Genomic DNA, 20,031 nt, shown 5'->3' on the forward strand with positions numbered 1-20,031 from the left:
GCTATTTGTTATTTCGGGAAAATTTTACAAACTTCACTTTATCGGTGAATTGTGCGAGAGCTCTATATTCAATATCAGAGGTACTTTCAAAGCCAAGTGCTTGAATTGTCTTAATTGAAGGAATATTAGATTCCGCAATCCAAGCGACTTGCGTAGAAAACTCAGCAGCAACTCTCTCTAAGCCAAGTGAAATCATAACTTTAGCTAAACCTTTACCCGACTGATATTCAGACACACCGTATGCCAGTTCAACCGTTTTATCTTTCGGTAAATGATCGACATATAGGTAACCTACAACCAAGTCAGTGGTTTTGAGTAAATAAATATCTCTTGTCGTACTGTTAATTGCCATTTGAAAATGGCTAAAAAGCTTACTTGCATTAGGAGCCTCTTCAAAACCAGACCAATAGATATTTGCAGGCTCTGATTTAAGACTTAAATAAGCATCAAAATCAGGTTCACTTGCCAACTCTAAAACAAATTGGTTATTCATCGACTAACTCCTGTATTAGGTGGCAGACACGCTCGATATCACGTTGGTTATATCGGGAGTCGAGAGGAATAGAAAGTATGTTTCGAGACAATGGATTTTGAACTTGATCAGTCTCAGGCCAATGCACCGCAAGGAAAATACCTTCACTCATTAAGGCTCGCCTAACTTTGTCTCTATTTCCCAAAATCAAAGGTAGAAAACTTGGAAATTTAGGTGAGATATCAACATATTGAGATGGCTTCAATAATTGTTTTGCTAAGGACAAATTATGACGACGAACTTGGGTTTCAGCTTCAATTGTTCGATAGAAATTTGAGGCGTGATATAAGCCAATGTCACTTGGCTGATAAATTAATTCAGCACCATTTAATACAGATTCACCGTCTGCAAATAGGTCTAAATAGTCACCTTCTTCACCCAAACCATTATTGATGTAATTATATTTAGCATTTTTTGCAGCATACTTAGCTTCAGTGAAGTTGGTTAATTCAACCTTATCAACATCACTTAAAGGTAAAGTAGATACCACTTGGCTATAATCCGCTACCGCTGAAATTTTTCTTAAACTGTTAAAATAGCACCACGGTTGAGTTCCGCTTAACGTTGGCGCTTCAGTGCCAAAAACATCATCAATAATAGTCGGCATCGTTAAAGGTGCTTTCAGAATCTCCGGATCTTCACCAAAGTAACGAATAACATACAGAGCATCGCAAAGGGCTTCCGAGTTATTTATTTCGTAAGAGAAATCAGAGCCTACATTGTAGAATATCGGTTCTATGTCATATTCATTGAGTACATCAAGAACGATCTGACATAAAAAGTCAGGCACGAGCACCCGCTTTCCTCTTAAATCCATAGATTCAAGAATCCAGCGCAATGAAGAGCGCCCACTATTTGTTACCCCATAAAACAAGTCATGAGAAGAGAGTTCTTGCTCTCCCCCCATAGATACATAGTTAGTATTCGACATCATAAAATAATTTTGATTTTAAGCTCTTCAACTCGATATTCTTCAAAACTTGTACGACTTTTTGAGAACTATCACCTTGCCCATATGGGTTTGTAGTGTCTTTTAGCTTTGATTGAAATTCATCAGTATAGACAGACCGTAGCGCCTTCTGAATGCCTTTCTTACAAACATCAACATCCAGCGTGCTCGACGCTCTAACACGACCTTTTTGTCGGTCGCCAATATTAATAGTAGCGACTTTAAAAGAAGGAGCTTCGACAATACCGCTAGAAGAATTACCAACAACGACATCTACATACTGTAGAGCGGACAAATATCTAAGCTGACCTAAAGATGTAAACGCAATTGCCTTATGACTGTTTTCAGCGACGTAATCATCAATCATTCTATTAATCAGACGCCCACCAACATCAGCGTTTGCTTTCGTGAAAATAAGCAATGTATCTTCAGTTTCATCTAATGCTTGAAGAATCTGAATAAAATCGCTCTCAATTTCAGATATCTCTTGAGTGGTTTCTGGATGGTAAGTAATAAGCAAGTTATTAGTTTTAAGCTTACAATCAATCGCTACTTCAAAATCTTCACGAGAGAGTAAAGTCATTCTTTGTAAATTATCTAACCCGACTTCACCAACATTAAATACTCTATCCGGTTGCTCTCCCATTTGAATAACTCTTCGGGAATACTCATCCATAGCGGTAAAATGAAGGTGAGATAGTTTTGTCAGAGCATGACGAATCAATTCATCAATAGCTCCCTCTGTCAGCTCCCCACCGCTAAGGTGAGCAACAGGGATTCGGGCAATATTTGCAGCCGTCACGATAGGGATTAATTCGTATCGATCGCCTAAAACAAGCACTATGTCAGGCTTTAGCTCATCGAAAGCCTCAGCAAAGCTAATTTGAGCAAGCCCCATACTTTTGCTTACACCAATCGGTGTATCTGATGACAGAAGGATTTCAATTTTCTTGCTGACAGCGAAGCCATCGGCTTCGATTTGTTGATTAGTTAAACCAAACTCTGGAGATAAGTGTGTTCCAGTAGAGATAACCTGTAGCTGTAGTTCATCATCCACTCTTATGTCATCCATCAGACATTTAAGCAGACCATATTCAGCTCTTGTTGCTGTTACAACACAAACTTTACGCACTAGATTAACTCTCCATCTTTGTAGTCTTTTTTAGCAACAGAGCCAACTACTTCATCCCAGCGAGTTGGCGAAATACCATCACCAGGTCGTTTAATTACCAAGTGCTCGCTCGTGATAATCGTTCCACAAGCAATATCACCAGCCGCTACGAGACTCTTACGAACAATGTTTCTATTCTGCTGCTCTGTTGGTGTTGGAACTTTCCAACCAGAGCCTAAAGCGACTTCAATATTACGAATCGCTTTAACCATCGCGTTCAATTCATCAGGTTCTAAACTAGCTTTATGATCCGGACCTTCCATTGTGTTATCTAACGTAAAGTGTTTTTCTATCACTTTCGCTCCCATTGCAACTGCAGCCACAGGGATTTCAATACCTAATGTATGATCCGAATAACCCACCGTAACACCCGGAAATGAGCGACCAATAGTAAGCATTGCATTAAGGTTTACATCTTCTGGAGCTGTAGGGTAATCAGTGGTCGCGTGTAAAACCGTTATGGCATCAGTAGAAAGCCCCGATTCCTGCAAAGTGAATACCGCATGTTCAACTTCAGATAAATATCCCATACCAGTAGATAAAATCACTGGCTTCCCGAAACTTGCAATGTGTCTGAGGAAAGGGGTATTGGTCAACTCACCAGAGCCGATCTTAAAGATATCTTGAAGGTCATCCAAAAACGTAGCACTCTGCTCTTCATCAGGAGTCGACATGAACAGAATATCTTTTAACTCACAATATTCTTTCAATTCAGAAAAGTCGTCATAGCTCAATTCCAATCTTTTCAACATTTGGAACTGAGACTCTACTTTTTTTGTATTATCAATCTGGTACTCAGCCATCTGAGCATCTTCAGTTACTAATAACTCTGTCTTCCAAGTCTGGAATTTTACCGCATCAACACCAGACTCTGCTGCTGCATCAATCAATTCTTTAGCTAAAGAAATATCACCATTATGGTTAACTCCAGCCTCAGCAATAATAAAAGTATGGTTGCTCATAAATTCCCCTTAAGCTCGATATAACTGAAATAATTTAGGTGATGGCTTATCTTTATTTTGGCTAACCCACAGAGAGTTTAAGTGAGCACGCCTCTCTGGCATAAAATCTAACCCAGAGATATAAAATGGCATATGTGTTGACGAAAATTTTGATTTAAATTTGAATAAATTGTCATCAGGAGATGATGTTCTCCCCCCACCAAGCATCATGTACTTACAACCCTTAGACTTAGCTAAGTCAAAAGCAGAATCTAGGAGTAGGTAGTTGCCGTTCTCTTTAGATAGGTTGGGGTTATTTGCAGACAAATGATAATGTGCAATTTCTTTTCCGCACATAAAATAACCGATGGCAGCTAATTCATCTTCTAATCGAGTTCCAATTAGAGAAACACCATCGAGCTTCATAAGATCGGTGAAGTAATTTTTTTTGAAAAAGAAAAAATCATCCGCCGCATTTTTTTCCATCGTTTGATAATAAACCGACATGAAATCATCAGCCGTGTTCACGTCAATATCGACAGATAAGCGTTTAATCGTTCTTTTTACAATATTACGCGTGGTTTTTGAGTATTGCTTACGCCTTTCTTCATCTGAATTTTGCAAATCAACAATAACGACTTGGCGTTCAGCAAAGTGCATATCGAATAATTCACCTCGGCTCGCCATAGCATTAAATGGATGAAAGCGAATAAACTCACAGACAATATTTTGATTTTTACAATGCTGTTTATAGCTAGCAAAAGCTTTTTGCAAGAATGCTTCATCGCTAGAGTTAGAAACCGGACCACCATAACCATATGGTGTTTCAAGGTCATACAGTTCTTCTTCAACTTGCACACCAGCAACATTTTCAATTAAGCGTTTAATTGCTCGAAACTTAACAAAGAGATCACCTTCTGCGTAGGTGTATTCAAAAATCTCACCATCACCACTCGTTAGGTAGAGATTTGAATACTCTTTCTGGTAGTAAATATCAGACTCAATGTCGCTAACTATTGGGGTACTCATCATTTCTCCAGCAGTACAGGGCTACTTGGCAAATTAATCAAATGCGCTTCTATATGCTCAGATTGAGTCAAATCACCACGCGGCACATCTTTAAACATTGGCAAACGATGCATTAACTGCCAAATTGGTCGAGTCATGACTCCAGAGTCATTCGTCTGCTTAAGTAGCTCGTCACGAGCCTCTGCTGATGGGCAAATCAATGCATTAAGCCAGTAGTTTGATTGGGCATATTCAGGTTCAACCACAAATTGGAAATCACTATTTTCAAAGAATGAATGGTATCGATTCGCCAACACTCTCTTTTGTGCTAAGTATTGATCTAGGACTTCCATTTGAGCACACCCGAGCGCGGCATTTAAATTCGGCATTCGATAATTAAAGCCAGCTTCGTCATGATAAAACTCATACGGATGAGGTACTTTCGCTGTCGTAGTAATATGTTTAGTTCTCGCCCCTAATTCTTGGGTTCGACATAAAACCATACCACCACCGCCAGTTGTAATAATTTTATTTCCGTTAAAACTCACAGCACCAAAATCACCAAAAGTACCCGTATGTTTGCCTTTATAAAATGAGCCTAAACTCTCGGCTGCATCTTCAACTAATGCAATATTCCATTTTTGACAAACTGCCAGCAGTTCATCAAGTTCAACGGGGTGACCAAAAGTATGCATAGGCACAACAGCTCTCACAGGTCGTTGCGTTTTCTTATGAATACACCCTGACTCTACAACTTGGCAGTGCTCAGTTAAGAACTCATCCATCGCTTTAGGACATAGACCTAGGCTCATAGGAGACACATCAACAAAAATCGGCTCAGCACCCATGTGATGAAGAGCATTGCAAGTTGCCACAAATGTCAGGGCTTGAGTAATGACAAAATCCCCTCTTTGAACACCGGCCATGTAAAGTGCAGCGTGAAGTGCGGCAGTGCCATTAACGGTTGCTACTGCTTTTTGAGTACCCGTGTACGCTTCAATATTTTGTTCAAACTGATCGACAAACTTCCCTACGCTCGAAACAAAAGTACTTTCAATGGTTTCTTGTACGTATTTTTGCTCGCTACCATTAAATGTAGGGGCATGCAGCGGAATAAAATCATCGGTTTGATATATGTCACGGACAAATTCAACTAGAGACGCAGGCTTCATATAACCTCTCCTACATTTTGCTATCTAGGTATTTACCCGTTTCTTTGTGACCAAAGTCTGGGATCATAGTAAAAAAGAGTTCAACAACTTGCTCTTTGGTCCACTCACGGTTTGATTTCATTTCACCGATCGTATTTTCAAATAAAGTTAGCAGTTCTTGCTGGTAAAGAGGGTCATTTTTGATGATACCTAGATTTTCAAAACGCTCCATATTCAGCGTTTCTTTATCAGTAAAGAACTCTTCAAAATCCTTTTCACCTGTGGTGTCACTAGATGTAAACAAACATGGCCATTTGCCCTGAGCAGGGAGAGTCTGAGCAAGTTCTCGAGCTTCATCTTCGCTATCAGTTAAACTTGGTTCATAACCAAGTTGTTCTAAATATTTAACAGCAATATCAGCAAACGAAATCAGATGAAGAGCTTCACTTAATTTAGGGAAGAATATATCTCGGTTTTCACCAAAGATACATGACATCAGGCATAGCTCGCCCGACTCTTGTGGTGTTACAAAATAACGTTTGATGTCGTTCGGTGCGACAATTGGCTGTTTTTTCTGGATGCGCTGATTAAAACCATGCAGTAAAGAACCATCTGAGAATGCAACATTCGCAAATCGTGCGGTTGAAATTGCAATTTCCTCACTTTTTCGCATTAAGAACATTTCCATAATACGTTTGGAAGCTCCCATCATATTGACTGGGTTTGCCGCTTTATCTGTTGATACACAGAAATACTTTTTCACACCAGCATCGATAGATTGTTGAATGGTTTTATCCGTATTAAAGATATTCACATCAATCATTCTCATAAGTGTGAATGGATCTTTTTCACTGCGAACATGTTTTAGTGCCGAAAGGTTAAGTACATAATCATACTGACCATCTGCTTTGATAAATGCATCGTACTCAACAGAACCAATATCTAGAGCAAACGTCTGAAAGTCACCATTAATGTAACCAAAAGAACTACGGATATCTCTGACTAATTCCACCATATTATTTTCACTAATATCAACCACATGAAGCTTTTTAGGGTTGCGTTTGAAAATTTCTTTTGTTACCGCTTGACCGATTGAGCCTGCACCACCGAGTACAAGAAAGCGTGATTCAGAAACAATATTCGATAGCTCTTGTTCGTGGTTCTGGATGTCGCCACTAAAAAGAGCTTGGGTACGCCCAATAAGAGGTAAAATGGTGTTCATAACTGTCTACTCTGACTGAATTTGATACTTCTATTGTACTATAAAGATTTCGTTGATTGCAGTTCTAGTCCAATTTTATGAACAAAGATTCGTTGGGTTTGTTAAAGGCTCTCATCTCTCAATAAAGCACCTAGACCTTTCATATTATTCGCTTAAAATACATAGATATCTGCCATTTCAATAGAATGACGTCTAAACTATCACTATGAATATTTTCCTAACCACATCACCATTACAGTTAATATGTGCAATAGAAGCTAAATCAGCATACAAAACTAAAAACAATATACTCATAATTAGAGATGAAAAAACTGAACCTGGTAAAAAACAAATTAAAAACCTATTAGTCGACAACCAATGGGATCATATAATAAAACTAGGTAGGAAAAATAAAATATGGAACACATCAAAAGTAATATGGCGATTAAAAAAAATAAACCCTTCACTTTCTTTTGAGAATTTCTTCCTAGCTGATTATTTTGCATGGCGTAGTAATGTTATTCTTGCAAACATAAAAACAGAAAATGAAATAATTATAGATGATGGTACTAATACCATTCAAACTTATAATTACTTATCAGTTAAGAGTAATAAAACTCATAGAAACAAACCCTCATTAGATAGAATGCTTTCATTATTAAACATAAAAAAACCGAGGGAGATATCATACAAAGATAACCTTTCGGCATTTACAATGTTTAACTTGAAAGAAAGTACAATTAAAGTTCAAAAAAACACCTTTAATCAACTTCAAATTAAATTAAAGACCAGTGATAGTTATGATAAAGATGGAAAGGTCGGGTTTATTGGGCAAGGGCTTGTTAATGCTAGAGGTATAAACTTAACAAGTTATTTAGAAATCTTAAATTCAATTTTAAATAAACACCCTCAAGGAATCATTTACTTCCCCCATAGAAGTGAAACACAAGAAGTATCTGATGCTATAAAAGAGTTAGATAATATAGATTTCCACAACTCAAAAAGCCCTCTTGAATTTGAAATTTCAGAACAGAAAATAAAATTATCGGCTATATATGGAATAACATCTGCAGCATCTTTCACAATTAGTAAGATATATAAAGAATTACCTGTTTATGATATACAGGTTCCAGTATCTGAATATGGCATGGAAGAATTAGGAAAGACCATTAACTATTTACATAAAGAAATTGGTCTTCCTATTGCAGATTTATAAAAATATGCATGTTATAAATAAAATGGCTTCGATTAAGAAGCCATTTTTATTTTACTTATTAAAACGACTAATTTGCTCTAGTGCTTCTTGCAGGTGAACAAAGTTCGGCTGTTGGTCTTTTACTTGACGGTTAGTTTTATCCATAAACTGATACTGCCCACCAGCGCCAACTTCTAGGATATTGTCATCAGTGATTACCGCATAGCCACTATAACTAGAAGAGATAACCCAGTTTCTATCTACAGGTTCACCCAGTAAATCTTCACCAACAGAGTAATCTTTAATATCACTCGTCACGCCTAAGTAGTTTTTCATCAGAGTTGGAATCACATCTTCATGAGATGTGAGGCTATTAACATCCCAACTGATGCTATCTGGTGAAATGCCAGGTCCAAAAATAGCAAATGGCACCTTAACTTGAGCATCTGTAAAGTTACTGTTGTGTCCCCAGAAGTTAAGCTTATTGTCATTCATCTCTTGGCCATGGTCACCAGTAATGATCACCACGGTATTATCTAGATCACCGCTTTCTTTCAATGTATCTAAAACCTGAGTAGCGACACTATCAACATAGCGAACACTGGTTTTATAACGATTAAAGAATGGGGTTGGATCCGTTTCATTATTCAACTTCAAGTAATTAACAACTTGCAGCATCGGCTCATATCTAGGCTCAAAACCTTTAGGGAAGTCATAGCCATGTGGAGCATCATAAAACAGGAATGAGAATGCAGGTTTTGACTGATCACGGGAGTCATACCACTCAAGCCAATCTTTCGTTAAATCCGCATCAAGAGCCGATGGGCGGTTACCCTTAGATCCATTACGTAGGTTTTCAACATTCGTAAAGACGGTTTGATTAAATTCAGGCTTCTTCAACTGAGCAGCAGTAAAGATACCAAGGTCGTAATCTAACTCTTGAAGGCGATCAATAAACACAGGGCTTTGTTGGTTCGCTAAGAACCCATGCCAGTATGTACCAGGCAGACCATAAAACAGCCCAAAAATACCAGTACGTGTTGAGTTACCTGTCGCCACATGATTATTCAATACAACACCAGATTGAGCGTATTCCCACATCTTCGGTGTGTTGTCTGCATTGAACGTATCGTAGCGCCATGAATCAACCACTAAGAACATAATGTTCAAAGGTTTCTGTACTGCTTCTTTTTGTAACGGTGCTAAAGGATAATTCAAATCACTCTTACGATTCATTGTTAATGATTTTTGTCGAGCAATCGCTTCTTCATCAATCCAGCCGTGTTTTTTCATCATGCTGTTTGATGTCGCCGGGTAAAACAAAGGTAAGTAACGCTTCACCATTGTCACAGGCTGGTATGCATGAGCCGCAGCCCAAATATGGATACCATTAGTTGCCAGTAAAGTTAAGAAGGTTACAAATGCGAATTTACGACCTAACTTTAGCTTACGAATTGGAGCGTCGTTTTCTAGCCAACGGATAAGCAACCATTGCCCAGCAATTAACGCCGCAACACCACCAAGTACCATTACCCAAGTCACAAGAGGGAAGCTAACAATTTGCCCCGACATAACTAAGTCGAGAACAACGGCATTAATATGAAAGCGATACTGCGCAAAAACGATAGTATCTATAAATAATGTGGCAATCCCTATTGAAGCAATTAAACACTGGATACTATTTCGAAGGTTTTTAGGCAAGAATATGCTAGGTAAAGAGATTAAACCCACTAATGCGGCAATTAAGGTCATTTGACCAAAAGTACCAACAAGAATAAAAATAATACCTAGAGGTTCTGATGGGAATTCCGGCAAAAATGCAAAGTAACGACTAGCAATACCGATCGCAAGTAACGCATTAACTAGGATAAACCAGCCATGTACATGCAACCTTTGTTTCAAAGACATATTAATTTCCTAAATCTAACTTTCTTTTGATGCAGACTGCGCTGCTAAAAAATCATCGTAACCAGCCAAGAGGTGAGCAAACTCTGACTCTTGCCAGTGAATTTGTCGCTTTCCAACTTCTTTAATAAATGAACGCTTTAATCGAGATAAATTTTTCGGTTTCCATTCATGCCCTGCTTGCTGGCTGCATTTATCAAAATCGATAATCCAAACCTTGCACGCTGAATCTAATAGAATGTTATGGATATTCAGATCCGTGTGATTGACTTGAGCTGCATGCATTTGAGCAATTTGCGCCCCGATAGTTCGATAAATATCAGATGAAAGGCTGTTTTTTTCCAGTACCACAACAAGGTCTTGAGCATTAGCTATTTTTTCACTGAGCAAGTCTGCACGGTAAAACACACCCGCTTTAAACGCACGAGCAGCAAGGGGTTTTGGCACATTAACGCCGGCTTCATCCAAGCGTTTAAGCAACATAAACTCTTGGTAGCTGCGAGTGCTCTCCCATCCAATGAACCAGTAATTATCTTTTACGATTTTGCCAAATAGCCCACCACGACGGTAATGTCTTAAAGCGGCTGCGATTACTTCAGTTTGTATGAACCAAGTCGTTCCCCGACCTTGTGCACTGCCAATAACTTTACCTTCTTGATGCCAGTATTCGGCATCAAACACGCGCTCTATTGGCTCTTTGACTAACGCTTCATCAAACCAAATCGCTTGGTCTTTTGTGATTATTTGCTTCATTACTTAGTCATTACCAATAATAGCTTAGTAAGATATACGCCCACGAAAAGCCCGCAAAGCTGAGAGCAACCAATACCGCAGCTGAACCTATATCTTTTGCGCGCCCACTTAATTCATGATGCTCAACCCCTACCCGATCAACTACCGCTTCAATCGCCGAATTGATCAATTCAACAATCAATACTAAGACCACAACACCAAGCATAATGATTCGTTCAACTACGGTGACATCAAGCCAACACAGCAAACCAATCGCAATAACAAGTAAACACAACTCTTGGCGAATAGCGGCTTCATGCTTAAATGCAGCCTTCAAACCTTGAATAGAGTAACCTGTTGCTTTAATAACTCGTTTTATTCCGGTGTTACCTGGTTTTCCTGATGACATAGTCGATAATCTTAAGTTGGGGGCTCAGAACATAATGAGTGCCATTTTACATTTATCGAGACTGTCTGCATAATCTTAGCGAATTAATTTTAAGAGCTTCAACTATGCCTCTCTTTTCTAAAGCGCCTAAATCTCTCTGCTTTTTGCGCTTATCTGCAATTGGTGATGTCTGTCATGCAGTTTCGGCAATACAAGCCGTACAGCGCCATTGGCCAGAAACTAAAATTACATGGATCATAGGAAAAGTAGAAGCTCAGCTCTTAGATGGCTTAGAAAATGTTGAATTAATCGTCTTCGATAAAAAATCTGGTTTTCAGGGAATGAAATCAGTTTGGGCGCAACTTAAAGGTCAAAACTTTGATGCTTTAATCCACATGCAGTTAGCCTTAAGGGCAAGCCTTCTTACGCTAGGTATTAAAGCTCAATATAAAGTTGGTTTTAATTTTAAACGAGCCAAAGAAGCACAATGGTTATTTACCAATAAAAAAATAACCGACACACAATCTCAGCATGTACTTGATAGTTTTTATGCTTTTATTGAGTATTTAGGCGTACCAAAGTCACCCCCTACGTGGTCAATGCCTATTTCGCAAAATGATTATGCCTTTGCAGAACAAACCATTGCCAACAAACCCACATTAGTAGTCAGCCCTGCCGCCAGCAAAGATGAGCGGAACTGGATAACTGAACGCTATGCCCAATTTGCAGATTATGTCATTGAACATGGCTACCAAGTGATCATTTGCGGGTCGCCAGCAGAACGAGAGAAAGTATTAGCGGAAGAGATTCAAAAGCAAATGACTCATACCGCAATCAGCCTCGTTGGCCAAACTAATTTAAAACAACTAACAGCGATTTTGCATCGAGCAGACGTTGTTCTTGCTCCTGACTCTGGTCCTGCACATTTAGCAACCACACAAGGTACGCCAGTTATTGGATTATATGCTCATAGCAACCCCAAACGTACTGGCCCTTATAATGACTTGCAGCATGTTGTGAGCGTATATGAGCAACATGCAGAAGAGCAGCATGGAAAGCCTGTTTCACAGTTATCATGGAGCACTCGAGTCAAAGGTGAACATGTTATGGCAGATATTTCATTTGATGCCGTAGTCCAATCATTTAATACCATTACACAAGGTAAACAGCTTAATGCAAACTAATTCAAAGCCCACTCTCGCTGTCGCACTCATTGTTAAAAATGAGGCTCAAAACCTTGATGCATGTTTAAAAACCGTGGCTGATTGGGTAGATGAAATTGTAGTTCTTGATTCTGGCAGCACAGATGAAACCGAAGCTGTTGCTCGTCAATATACTGAAAAGTTTCATACCAATATTGATTGGCCTGGGTTTGGTCCACAAAGACGAATCGCACAACAATATGTTGAGTCAGATTTTGTTCTTTGGCTTGATGCCGATGAACGTATCACGCCTGAACTACAAAGCAGTATCCAAGCCGCCGTTGCTAAGAATGAACCAAATACCCTCTATAACATTTGTCGATTAAGCTGGGTGTTTGGTCGTTATATTCGCCACTGTGGTTGGTACCCAGATCGCGTTGTTCGCCTCTACCCAACGAAGCTCACTCAATATGACAACTCGCTAGTCCATGAGAAAGTTGAAACCACTTCAGACATGCAAGTGAAAGAGCTATCGGGTGATGCCATTCACTATACCTATAACGACTTGCACCATTATTTGGTTAAGTCTGCGGGGTATGCTAAAGCTTGGGCTGAGCAAAGAGAAAAACGTGGCAAGAAAAGCAGTATTTTAGAAGGCATGGTGCATGCAATCGCCTGCTTTGTGAAAATGTATATTATTAAAGCGGGCTTTTTAGACGGTAAGCAAGGGTTCTTGTTATCTGTATTATCAGCGCATTCCACACTTGTGAAATACGCTGATCTTTGGATCAGGACAAGTACTGAGAAGCCCAAGGATTAAGTGTCTCTAGAGTCGTATCTACCTTGATACGGCTCATATCCGCTTCCTGTTCAGCACCGCCGCCTTTCGGTGGACAAAACGCTAAATGGCGACCTTCTGAATTCAGTGGCAACCAACGAAGTGGTGTTGAAGAACGCTTGCTCGGGAAGAAGCCAACCGTTGGTACATCAAGAGTAGCAGCAATATGTAAAGGACCTGTCGACCCAGCCATAAACAGATCAGCGCAAGCAATTGAACGAGTAAAATCGACTAGCCCATCGTTTTTTGCATAAACTACTCCAGAGCCACCTTTCTTTTCAACCAGCTCCAACAATTGAACCGCTTTTTCTTCTTCACCCGGTCCTGCCGTCACAACCAACTCATAGCCTGTATTCATACCAACTAGAAGGTCAGAGTATTGATCTAAAGATAAATTATTAGCGGAACCACCGGTGCCGGCATGTACAAAGACCCATGATTTTTCATGAGAGAGACCAAGATTAGCGACTAACTTCTGCTTTTGCTCAAGTAAGTCTTTCTGATCGAATGTTAAATATGGCGCATCAGGTTCAACAACGGTGCAATTGTGATCTTTCAAGAATGCACGTATCAAATCTAAATTGTATTGATATTCTGGTTTAACAGATTGAGATCGCTTTTGCTTAATTCTGTGGTTATAAAAAATTTGAGCAATCTTAGTCGCAGGAGCAAGGCGATATTTAATTCCTGCTTTCCAAACTAGTAGAGCGTTATACGTCGTTGAGAATAGGTTAATAGACGCATCAAATTGACCGGCTTTAATATCGGCAATCAACTGCTTTTGTTTCGATTTATCCTCTTTCGCTGTGCAATCAACAATCACCTCGTCAATCCAAGGACATAGCTTCGCAAGCTGCACTGTGTAATTGGGAACTAAAGCCGTAATATGACAATCAGGCATGGATTGCTTGAGCATGGCAAAGCTTGGCCAAGCCAACATGAAATCGCCAATTTTATCGTTTCTGATCACTAATATTTTTTTCATTTCAGTATTCGCTGTCTACTTTTCTCTCACTATCATACCTACTTAAATAGTTAAATAAGAGTGCTTTTGATAGCATGGTGGAAACTAACTTTTTGAGAAAACACTGTGTCTAATAAAATCATTTCTCGCGTCGTCTACCCTGGCACTTTTGATCCATTAACTAACGGGCATTTAGATTTAATTGAACGTGCTTCAAAAATGTTCGATGAAGTGATTATTGCTGTTGCTGCTAGTCCAAGCAAACAAACCATGTTTACACTTGAAGAGCGTGTGAACTTTTGCAAAGAAGTGACTCAGCATTTAGACAATGTATCAGCACAAGGCTTTAGTGGTCTCATGGTTGATTTCGCTAAGCAGGTTAATGCAAATATACTGATTCGTGGGCTGCGAACTACTGTTGATTTCGAATATGAGTTTGGTCTAACCAATATGTATAAACGCTTAATGCCCTCTCTCGAAAGCGTATTTTTAACCCCAGCTGAAGAGTACGCATTTATTTCTTCAACGATTGTTAGAGAAGTGGCTATACACGGTGGAGACGTTACTCCTTTTGTTCCTGAAATTATTGCCGACGCATTACACGGTAAAAAAAGCGTTTAACGGCTTCATATGAGAGTTTCATTTCCCTCTGAAACTCTCATAACCTACACCAGTTAAATAACCAATCTCAAAAATTACTGCTTAATAATTTGCGAACGTAAGTAATAGTTTTGAAGCTTTCTATATTCACTTCCCCATTCTGGTTCTTCATTTAATTCAGATTGAGGATTAGACAACAGCTCGCTATGCTCATCCCATGAATACAACTGTTCAGGGTTTGCATTACTGTACGCACCAGACTCTTTTATCGTCCTTGAATTATTGTACCCAATATTACTAATACCTTCCGCAGACAATAAATTTTCTCCACCCAATGAGATATAACTCTGATCCGATAAACTAAAACTGTACAACGTTGGGAAAATATCACGGTGTGAACCAATTCTTGTACGATCAAATGAGTATTCAGTATTTTTTAAAATGCTATCTGGTACATACATATAAAGTGGAACACCAAAAGTTAAACCAAACTCATCTTTACTGTCGGTTGTTAGATAACGCATACGGTGATCGCCTGATGCCGCAATAACCGTTTTATCTCCAAGAACAGACGCTTTGATCCCCTTAACAAAAGCCCCCAAAGAGTCGCTTGAGTATTGGTACGCTTTGAGTAAATCTTCACCTTGATCTTGCATAGGACCCAATAAAGTATTCAGTCTTTCACTTACTTTGACTGGTTGCGCTTGGTAATAATCCGGCGCTCTGAATGGAGAGTGGTTGGTCACTGTCATAATGTAGACCATCAGCGGTTTATTCGATTCATCCAGCAACTTACGTGCAAATTTGAACGTATATTCATCAGGCACACCCCAAGTATCGGCATCCTCTTCAGCATCAGGAAAAGCTTTTTTAATACTGTTTTCATCGTAAACCTTATCAAAGCCTTGACGAGGCAAGTAGTTCGATAGATTCCGCCACATACTGTTTCCGCCATAAATAAATACGACGTCGTACCCAGCGTCTTTATAAGGCAATACCGCAGAGCTTGGTAAGACTTTTTTCTGCGCACTAGAATGACTAATGGTTGGAATATCACTATGAAATAACATCATTACAATGCTATCTATCGTAGCGGAAGTGCCAGCCATAAAACGTTTAAAAACAAAGTCACTCTCAAACCCTTCTCTTAAAGAACCTAAGAGGTCATTGGTCTCTTTATCATCTTCAATCAAGATGTTATTGCCCATGCCTTCCATTAAAGCCATCACAACATGAGGAGGGTTATCAGCTAAGTAATCATTCTTAGGTGTTTGGTAAACTGGGGTTGGTTGACCAAGTACTTTCACCATCTGAGCTTCAACCGCTTCATCAGAGATAGGCTTAAACTTCGACTGCTTTTTATAATCACTCTTTGCCCAGTCCAACGCCATGAAAGCATTTGGCGTAACAATATTTAAAACCTTATATTGAGAAACGTTAGCATGGTAACGCTTTAATGGAAGTGACCCGACAGAGCCCCGAGCCGCGACCACATATACAGCAATAGCAACAATGACAGACACAGTTGTGATTGCCCAATGGCGAGAACTGAACTGCCATTTGGAAGATATTTTTAATAGATATCGAGATGATATATAAGCAGATATGGCAACACAGAGAGCCGTAAAGAATGAGCGTAGTATAGGAAAATCCGCCCATGCGTTGCTGAGTACCGCTTTAGTATCATCGTCTACTAAGCCAAAAACAAACACATCAAAATAGCTGCCGTAAGTGACGTAATAGTAATAGTTGGCAATCGAGACACCCGCGAGTAAGAAAAAAATCACTCCACTATAGGCGGGAATAACACGAATAAATCGACTGAATATTTTTGAAAAAGAAGCCGTTAATAGACCAAACAAGAAGATTGGAGCAAAGGCAATCGCAACAATTTTTAAGTCAAAACGCGCACCAACAAAAAAAGCACGCCACACATCGGAACTCAGCCCAGTTAGCTGAGATACTTCGACAGCTTGTATAAAGAACAAAGCGCGGGCAAGAAATAAAAGTAAAACACCACTAAGGATGTGTATTAAGGTAATGCGGCTCAAAGAGCGATAGTTATGTGAAAAAATCATCTACTGGTACTTAAAAAATATAGTTATTTTTCTGATGTGGAATAGTATTCACGAATCATCAGGCGGTCGTTTATTTTAATCGAGGCTTATGCTGGCTGAAGCTTATTACAATCTATGCCTCTCTACTTTTGGCACTCACCACAAAAGAAGGTATTTCGTTGCCCGATTTTCTGCTCTTCTATCAGAGATTGGCAATTAGGGCATTCTTTTCCCGCTTTACCATACACTTGTAGCTCTTGAGCAAAATACCCGGGCTTGCCGTCCGCCTGTGCAAAATCTTTTAAAGTCGTCCCACCTTGTTCAATAGCAGTCGCCAGTACAGACTTTATATTTTCCGTTAATACTTGCCACTCGGTAAGACTCACTTTATTTGCAGGGCGCAGAGGATGAATTCGAGAAGTAAACAAAGCTTCGTTAGCATAAATATTACCAACCCCTACTACTACTTTGTTATCCATGATGAACTGTTTTAGTGCCAGTGTCCGTTTCTTTGCTTTTTCAGCAATATACTGAGCATTAAAGTCATCAGTTAACGGTTCAGGTCCAGAGCCCTCAAGTACCTTATGACTGTCACCAGGAGCGCACCATAACCAAGCTCCGAAACGACGAGGATCGTTATAACGTAAAATTTTTCCATTCGTTAATTTAAGATCCACATGATCATGCTTTGCCGCTGGGAAGTCAGCATCAAGTACTCGAAGTGATCCAGACATGCCCAAATGCACAATAGCAGTACCAGCATTGGTTTCAATCAGCAGATATTTTGCTCTGCGGGAAATGGATTGAATGGTTTCGCCTTCAAGTCGTTTTAGCTCTGCTGGTATATCCCAACGCAATTTAGGAGTGCGGAAAGTCAGTGACTGAATCATTTGCCCGACTAAGTGAGGGCTAATCCCCATTCGGCTGACTTCGACTTCTGGTAACTCAGGCATAAAAATCCTTTATAAATGTCGTAAACGTAAAATTGGTACTTAAAGCGCTTCTAGGTAGTTAACTTTTAAGAGGAGTGGGAGATAAATACTCTTCCGCAACTGAAATGGCGATCCACTTACCCTGCCAATTCTTCAATAACCAAAAGTCCGGTAATTGGTAATAAGTGATTCTATGAGGCTCTTCTTGATCTTGGTACCACACCTCTACAGTTTGAGGCTGACCTAACTTCTCTCCCAAAGTCTGGTACATTTCCTCATCAATTTCCGTCCCCACGATACTTTTCCAGCGACTGATTAACTCATTTGCACCAATAGGTAAACGAATAGAGCTTGGTCTAACTTGCCACTGATCATTGCTTTGTTCGATGGAGAATGAAGGGAAATGCATAGATTGAAGGTCAAGTGACGGACTAAGCAGGTAAGGGTAAGCGCTCTCTTCCGGTTCAATGAGATAGGTTTTAATGATGGCAGGCAGGTTAAGTACACCGATAAATGCAACCACACATAACATTAAGATGTTGTTCCATTTGCGTCCGCGGTATCTCATTGTTCATTCTCTATGTCCAAATTTTGTGCTTTATCGATTATATCCTTGATTGACACATATCGCTAACTTGGCTGAAACCCGAAACTTCACTTAGATCTCGAATTTTAGATATAAAAAAACCCAGCCAAAAGCTGGGTTTTTAATTTTACTCTTCTACTAAAAGAAGAGGCAAAGGGGCTATCAATTACTTGATTTTAGCTTCTTTGTACATAACGTGCTGGCGAACTACTGGATCAAACTTTTTGATCTCAAATTTGCCTGGCATGTTACGCTTGTTCTTGTCAGTTGTGTAGAAGTGACCAGTTCCAGCAGAAGATACTAGACGGATTTTCTCACGAATGCCTTTAGCCATTGCTTAATTCCTCTTAAACGTTTTCGCCACGTGCACGGATATCAACAAGAACAGCATCGATGCCTTTCTTATCAATAATACGCATGCCTTTAGCAGTTAGACGTAGTTTAACAAAACGTTTTTCGCTCTCTACCCAGAAACGGTGAGTTTGTAGGTTCGGCAGAAAACGACGCTTGGTAGCATTGCGTGCGTGTGAACGGTTGTTACCCGTTACTGGACGCTTACCAGTTACTTGACATACTCGGGACATGAATGTCTCTCCAAATCGTTTCAGCTCGATATCAACCTTGGTGGCCGAACCTCTCTATCAATTCTGAAAATAGAGGTAAAAACCATAATGGAAAATCCATTCAAGGCTATCAAAGGTCGCGTATTATACTAACTTGACATGCATTGCTCAAGACCCGAACAGATCCTTTTTAAGGATTTCGTGATCTTTTTTTGAACAGAGCAGCTATTTGAGTAATCAGAGCTGATTTAAGGTTCTAAAATGTGGTCGGGATGATAGCAGATTTCTATCAACTAACAAGCCATAATGTGATTCAAATCCACCCTCTTTCTGCAAAAGACACAACTTCACCATCTCCAACAACAAAATGGTCAAGGATTTGTATGTCTACCAACTCTAAAGCATCACTTAATCTACGGGTAATTCTTCTGTCTGCATTGCTAGGCTCTGCAACGCCTGAAGGGTGATTATGCGCTAAGATCAAAGACGCCGCATTGTGATATAAAGCGCGTTTGACCACTTCTCTTGGGTAAACTGAAGCAGCATCAATTGTCCCTTCAAATAAAACTTCGTCTTTTATTACTCGGTTTTGATTATCTAAAAATAGAATATAGAAGGCTTCTCGCTGTCGATCACGTAAGACACTCGATAAATACAACTTTGTGTGGCTAGGACTCGTAAGAGCATCTCCTCGAGTTAAGGTTTCTGCCAGATACCGCTGAGTCATTTCTAAAACAGCCTGCAATTGCACATATTTGGCTTGCCCCATCCCTTTATGAAAACAGAACTCTTCTTCACTCGCTGAGAACAGCTTCCTCAATGATCCAAAATCATTAATCAGTTGGTCCGCGAGCTCAAGAACATTCATCCCTTGAGTACCCGTCCTTAAAAAAATCGCGAGAAGTTCAGCATCACTTAAAGATTCAGGTCCTCGTGCAAGTAACTTTTCTCTGGGCATCGACTCTTTGGGCAGACTTTTTAATAACATAATAGATAAATGCACTCAGTAGATGGAATGAAAGATGAAGAAGAAAGGTCTTATTATGTGAATCAGACTACAAACACACTTTAATAAGATCTTTGAACTCAGCATTTTTATTCCACCGATCTAACATGCCGATGTAATTGACTATTTTATTAGACACTATTTGATGATCGTCAAAGGTTGTTGATTGA

21 protein-coding genes are annotated in these 20,031 nt (G+C 39.6%); 4 read left to right on the forward strand and 17 right to left on the reverse strand.

The window, feature by feature from the left end; translation table 11 throughout:
• Position 1: 1 nt before the first annotated feature.
• From L4C37_RS09270 to L4C37_RS09300, 7 genes are read right to left on the reverse strand one after another with little or no spacing between them, the layout of a single operon-like run.
• Entirely contained in the window at positions 2-493 is a 492-nt protein-coding gene (locus L4C37_RS09270; protein WP_273295671.1) for a GNAT family N-acetyltransferase, read from the reverse strand.
• Positions 486-1,466 (reverse strand): aspartate aminotransferase family protein, encoded by a 981-nt coding sequence (locus tag L4C37_RS09275; RefSeq protein ID WP_273295670.1) that lies wholly within the window; start codon positions 1,464-1,466, stop codon positions 486-488. The genes L4C37_RS09270 and L4C37_RS09275 overlap by 8 nt, the downstream gene beginning before the upstream one ends.
• Positions 1,450-2,613 (reverse strand): UDP-N-acetylglucosamine 2-epimerase, encoded by a 1,164-nt coding sequence (neuC, locus tag L4C37_RS09280; protein ID WP_429768411.1) that lies wholly within the window; start codon positions 2,611-2,613, stop codon positions 1,450-1,452. The genes L4C37_RS09275 and neuC overlap by 17 nt, the downstream gene beginning before the upstream one ends.
• A complete protein-coding gene (gene neuB, locus L4C37_RS09285) occupies positions 2,613-3,614 on the reverse strand; it encodes an N-acetylneuraminate synthase (protein WP_273295666.1) in 1,002 nt (333 codons plus the stop codon). The genes neuC and neuB overlap by 1 nt, the downstream gene beginning before the upstream one ends.
• Before the next feature lie 9 nt (positions 3,615-3,623).
• Complete coding sequence (locus tag L4C37_RS09290) at positions 3,624-4,622, reverse strand: GNAT family N-acetyltransferase (protein ID WP_429768412.1); 999 nt, start codon at positions 4,620-4,622, stop codon at positions 3,624-3,626.
• Positions 4,622-5,773 carry a LegC family aminotransferase gene (locus L4C37_RS09295; protein WP_429768413.1) on the reverse strand — a complete coding sequence of 384 codons (1,152 nt, stop codon included), beginning with the start codon at positions 5,771-5,773 and terminating at the stop codon, positions 4,622-4,624. The genes L4C37_RS09290 and L4C37_RS09295 overlap by 1 nt, the downstream gene beginning before the upstream one ends.
• 10 nt (positions 5,774-5,783) lie before the next feature.
• Positions 5,784-6,974: a UDP-N-acetylglucosamine 4,6-dehydratase gene (locus tag L4C37_RS09300; protein ID WP_273295662.1), complete on the reverse strand. Its 1,191-nt coding sequence runs from the start codon at positions 6,972-6,974 to the stop codon at positions 5,784-5,786.
• Positions 6,975-7,179: 205 nt separating this feature from the next.
• Between L4C37_RS09300 and L4C37_RS09305 the strand changes: the two genes are divergently transcribed.
• The gene (locus tag L4C37_RS09305) at positions 7,180-8,169 is read left to right on the forward strand and encodes a polysialyltransferase family glycosyltransferase (protein ID WP_429768414.1); all 990 of its coding nucleotides are present in this window, start codon (positions 7,180-7,182) and stop codon (positions 8,167-8,169) included.
• 51 nt (positions 8,170-8,220) lie between these two features.
• Here the strand turns inward: L4C37_RS09305 and L4C37_RS09310 are convergent, their stop codons facing one another.
• Genes L4C37_RS09310 through L4C37_RS09320 form a run of 3 tightly spaced genes read right to left on the reverse strand, consistent with a single transcriptional unit; the run spans position 8,221 to position 11,194 of the window.
• Positions 8,221-10,056, reverse strand: coding sequence for a DUF3413 domain-containing protein (locus L4C37_RS09310; protein ID WP_429768415.1), 1,836 nt, complete (start codon positions 10,054-10,056; stop codon positions 8,221-8,223).
• 15 nt (positions 10,057-10,071) lie between these two features.
• On the reverse strand, positions 10,072-10,806 hold the full coding sequence (locus tag L4C37_RS09315) for a 3-deoxy-D-manno-octulosonic acid kinase (protein WP_429768416.1): 735 nt from the start codon (positions 10,804-10,806) through the stop codon (positions 10,072-10,074).
• 10 nt (positions 10,807-10,816) lie between these two features.
• Positions 10,817-11,194: a diacylglycerol kinase gene (locus L4C37_RS09320; protein ID WP_429768418.1), complete on the reverse strand. Its 378-nt coding sequence runs from the start codon at positions 11,192-11,194 to the stop codon at positions 10,817-10,819.
• A 104-nt stretch (positions 11,195-11,298) separates the two neighbouring features.
• On the opposite strand from L4C37_RS09320, the gene L4C37_RS09325 reads away from it, so the two are divergent.
• Both L4C37_RS09325 and L4C37_RS09330 read left to right on the forward strand, forming a co-directional pair.
• Positions 11,299-12,357: a glycosyltransferase family 9 protein gene (locus tag L4C37_RS09325; RefSeq protein ID WP_429768419.1), complete on the forward strand. Its 1,059-nt coding sequence runs from the start codon at positions 11,299-11,301 to the stop codon at positions 12,355-12,357.
• Positions 12,347-13,135, forward strand: coding sequence for a glycosyltransferase family 2 protein (locus L4C37_RS09330; RefSeq protein WP_429768420.1), 789 nt, complete (start codon positions 12,347-12,349; stop codon positions 13,133-13,135). The genes L4C37_RS09325 and L4C37_RS09330 overlap by 11 nt, the downstream gene beginning before the upstream one ends.
• Here the strand turns inward: L4C37_RS09330 and L4C37_RS09335 are convergent.
• The gene (locus tag L4C37_RS09335; protein WP_429768421.1) at positions 13,104-14,138 is read right to left on the reverse strand and encodes a glycosyltransferase family 9 protein; all 1,035 of its coding nucleotides are present in this window, start codon (positions 14,136-14,138) and stop codon (positions 13,104-13,106) included. The genes L4C37_RS09330 and L4C37_RS09335 overlap by 32 nt on opposite strands.
• Before the next feature lie 105 nt (positions 14,139-14,243).
• Here L4C37_RS09335 and coaD point away from each other — a divergent pair, with 105 nt between their 5' ends.
• Positions 14,244-14,738, forward strand: a complete 495-nt coding sequence (gene coaD, locus L4C37_RS09340) for a pantetheine-phosphate adenylyltransferase (protein ID WP_137374000.1) — start codon at positions 14,244-14,246, stop codon at positions 14,736-14,738.
• A 74-nt stretch (positions 14,739-14,812) separates the two neighbouring features.
• Here the strand turns inward: coaD and L4C37_RS09345 are convergent, their stop codons facing one another.
• The 6 genes from L4C37_RS09345 to radC form a co-directional block, all read right to left on the reverse strand.
• A complete protein-coding gene (locus L4C37_RS09345) occupies positions 14,813-16,795 on the reverse strand; it encodes an LTA synthase family protein (RefSeq protein ID WP_429768422.1) in 1,983 nt (660 codons plus the stop codon).
• A gap of 122 nt (positions 16,796-16,917) precedes the next feature.
• Positions 16,918-17,727, reverse strand: coding sequence for a bifunctional DNA-formamidopyrimidine glycosylase/DNA-(apurinic or apyrimidinic site) lyase (gene mutM / locus L4C37_RS09350; protein ID WP_429768423.1), 810 nt, complete (start codon positions 17,725-17,727; stop codon positions 16,918-16,920).
• A 58-nt stretch (positions 17,728-17,785) separates the two neighbouring features.
• Positions 17,786-18,274 carry a hypothetical protein gene (locus L4C37_RS09355; protein ID WP_273296887.1) on the reverse strand — a complete coding sequence of 163 codons (489 nt, stop codon included), beginning with the start codon at positions 18,272-18,274 and terminating at the stop codon, positions 17,786-17,788.
• A gap of 184 nt (positions 18,275-18,458) precedes the next feature.
• Positions 18,459-18,626 carry a 50S ribosomal protein L33 gene (rpmG, locus tag L4C37_RS09360; RefSeq protein WP_002535344.1) on the reverse strand — a complete coding sequence of 56 codons (168 nt, stop codon included), beginning with the start codon at positions 18,624-18,626 and terminating at the stop codon, positions 18,459-18,461.
• Between the two features lie 13 nt (positions 18,627-18,639).
• On the reverse strand, positions 18,640-18,876 hold the full coding sequence (rpmB, locus tag L4C37_RS09365; protein ID WP_004728407.1) for a 50S ribosomal protein L28: 237 nt from the start codon (positions 18,874-18,876) through the stop codon (positions 18,640-18,642).
• 292 nt (positions 18,877-19,168) lie between these two features.
• Positions 19,169-19,843 carry a RadC family protein gene (radC, locus tag L4C37_RS09370; RefSeq protein WP_273295494.1) on the reverse strand — a complete coding sequence of 225 codons (675 nt, stop codon included), beginning with the start codon at positions 19,841-19,843 and terminating at the stop codon, positions 19,169-19,171.
• Positions 19,844-20,031: the final 188 nt, after the last annotated feature.

Origin of the sequence: Vibrio kagoshimensis (genome assembly GCF_050337535.1) — a bacterium.
Lineage (GTDB): Bacteria > Pseudomonadota > Gammaproteobacteria > Enterobacterales > Vibrionaceae > Vibrio > Vibrio gallaecicus.

What these genes read in the sequence shown, in the direction of transcription:
- mutM (WP_429768423.1), bottom strand. Translation starts at nt 17,727, where the DNA reads ATGCCTGAGTTACCAGAAGTCGAAGTCAGCCGAATGGGGATTAGCCCT.
- L4C37_RS09345 (WP_429768422.1), bottom strand. Translation starts at nt 16,795, where the DNA reads ATGATTTTTTCACATAACTATCGCTCTTTGAGCCGCATTACCTTAATA.
- L4C37_RS09305 (WP_429768414.1), top strand. Translation starts at nt 7,180, where the DNA reads ATGAATATTTTCCTAACCACATCACCATTACAGTTAATATGTGCAATA.
- L4C37_RS09335 (WP_429768421.1), bottom strand. Translation starts at nt 14,138, where the DNA reads ATGAAAAAAATATTAGTGATCAGAAACGATAAAATTGGCGATTTCATG.
- L4C37_RS09275 (WP_273295670.1), bottom strand. Translation starts at nt 1,466, where the DNA reads ATGATGTCGAATACTAACTATGTATCTATGGGGGGAGAGCAAGAACTC.
- radC (WP_273295494.1), bottom strand. Translation starts at nt 19,843, where the DNA reads ATGTTATTAAAAAGTCTGCCCAAAGAGTCGATGCCCAGAGAAAAGTTA.
- neuB (WP_273295666.1), bottom strand. Translation starts at nt 3,614, where the DNA reads ATGAGCAACCATACTTTTATTATTGCTGAGGCTGGAGTTAACCATAAT.
- L4C37_RS09310 (WP_429768415.1), bottom strand. Translation starts at nt 10,056, where the DNA reads ATGTCTTTGAAACAAAGGTTGCATGTACATGGCTGGTTTATCCTAGTT.
- L4C37_RS09290 (WP_429768412.1), bottom strand. Translation starts at nt 4,622, where the DNA reads ATGAGTACCCCAATAGTTAGCGACATTGAGTCTGATATTTACTACCAG.
- L4C37_RS09330 (WP_429768420.1), top strand. Translation starts at nt 12,347, where the DNA reads ATGCAAACTAATTCAAAGCCCACTCTCGCTGTCGCACTCATTGTTAAA.
- rpmG (WP_002535344.1), bottom strand. Translation starts at nt 18,626, where the DNA reads ATGGCTAAAGGCATTCGTGAGAAAATCCGTCTAGTATCTTCTGCTGGA.
- L4C37_RS09325 (WP_429768419.1), top strand. Translation starts at nt 11,299, where the DNA reads ATGCCTCTCTTTTCTAAAGCGCCTAAATCTCTCTGCTTTTTGCGCTTA.
- L4C37_RS09315 (WP_429768416.1), bottom strand. Translation starts at nt 10,806, where the DNA reads ATGAAGCAAATAATCACAAAAGACCAAGCGATTTGGTTTGATGAAGCG.
- L4C37_RS09320 (WP_429768418.1), bottom strand. Translation starts at nt 11,194, where the DNA reads ATGTCATCAGGAAAACCAGGTAACACCGGAATAAAACGAGTTATTAAA.
- L4C37_RS09355 (WP_273296887.1), bottom strand. Translation starts at nt 18,274, where the DNA reads ATGAGATACCGCGGACGCAAATGGAACAACATCTTAATGTTATGTGTG.
- L4C37_RS09270 (WP_273295671.1), bottom strand. Translation starts at nt 493, where the DNA reads ATGAATAACCAATTTGTTTTAGAGTTGGCAAGTGAACCTGATTTTGAT.
- L4C37_RS09295 (WP_429768413.1), bottom strand. Translation starts at nt 5,773, where the DNA reads ATGAAGCCTGCGTCTCTAGTTGAATTTGTCCGTGACATATATCAAACC.
- rpmB (WP_004728407.1), bottom strand. Translation starts at nt 18,876, where the DNA reads ATGTCCCGAGTATGTCAAGTAACTGGTAAGCGTCCAGTAACGGGTAAC.
- L4C37_RS09300 (WP_273295662.1), bottom strand. Translation starts at nt 6,974, where the DNA reads ATGAACACCATTTTACCTCTTATTGGGCGTACCCAAGCTCTTTTTAGT.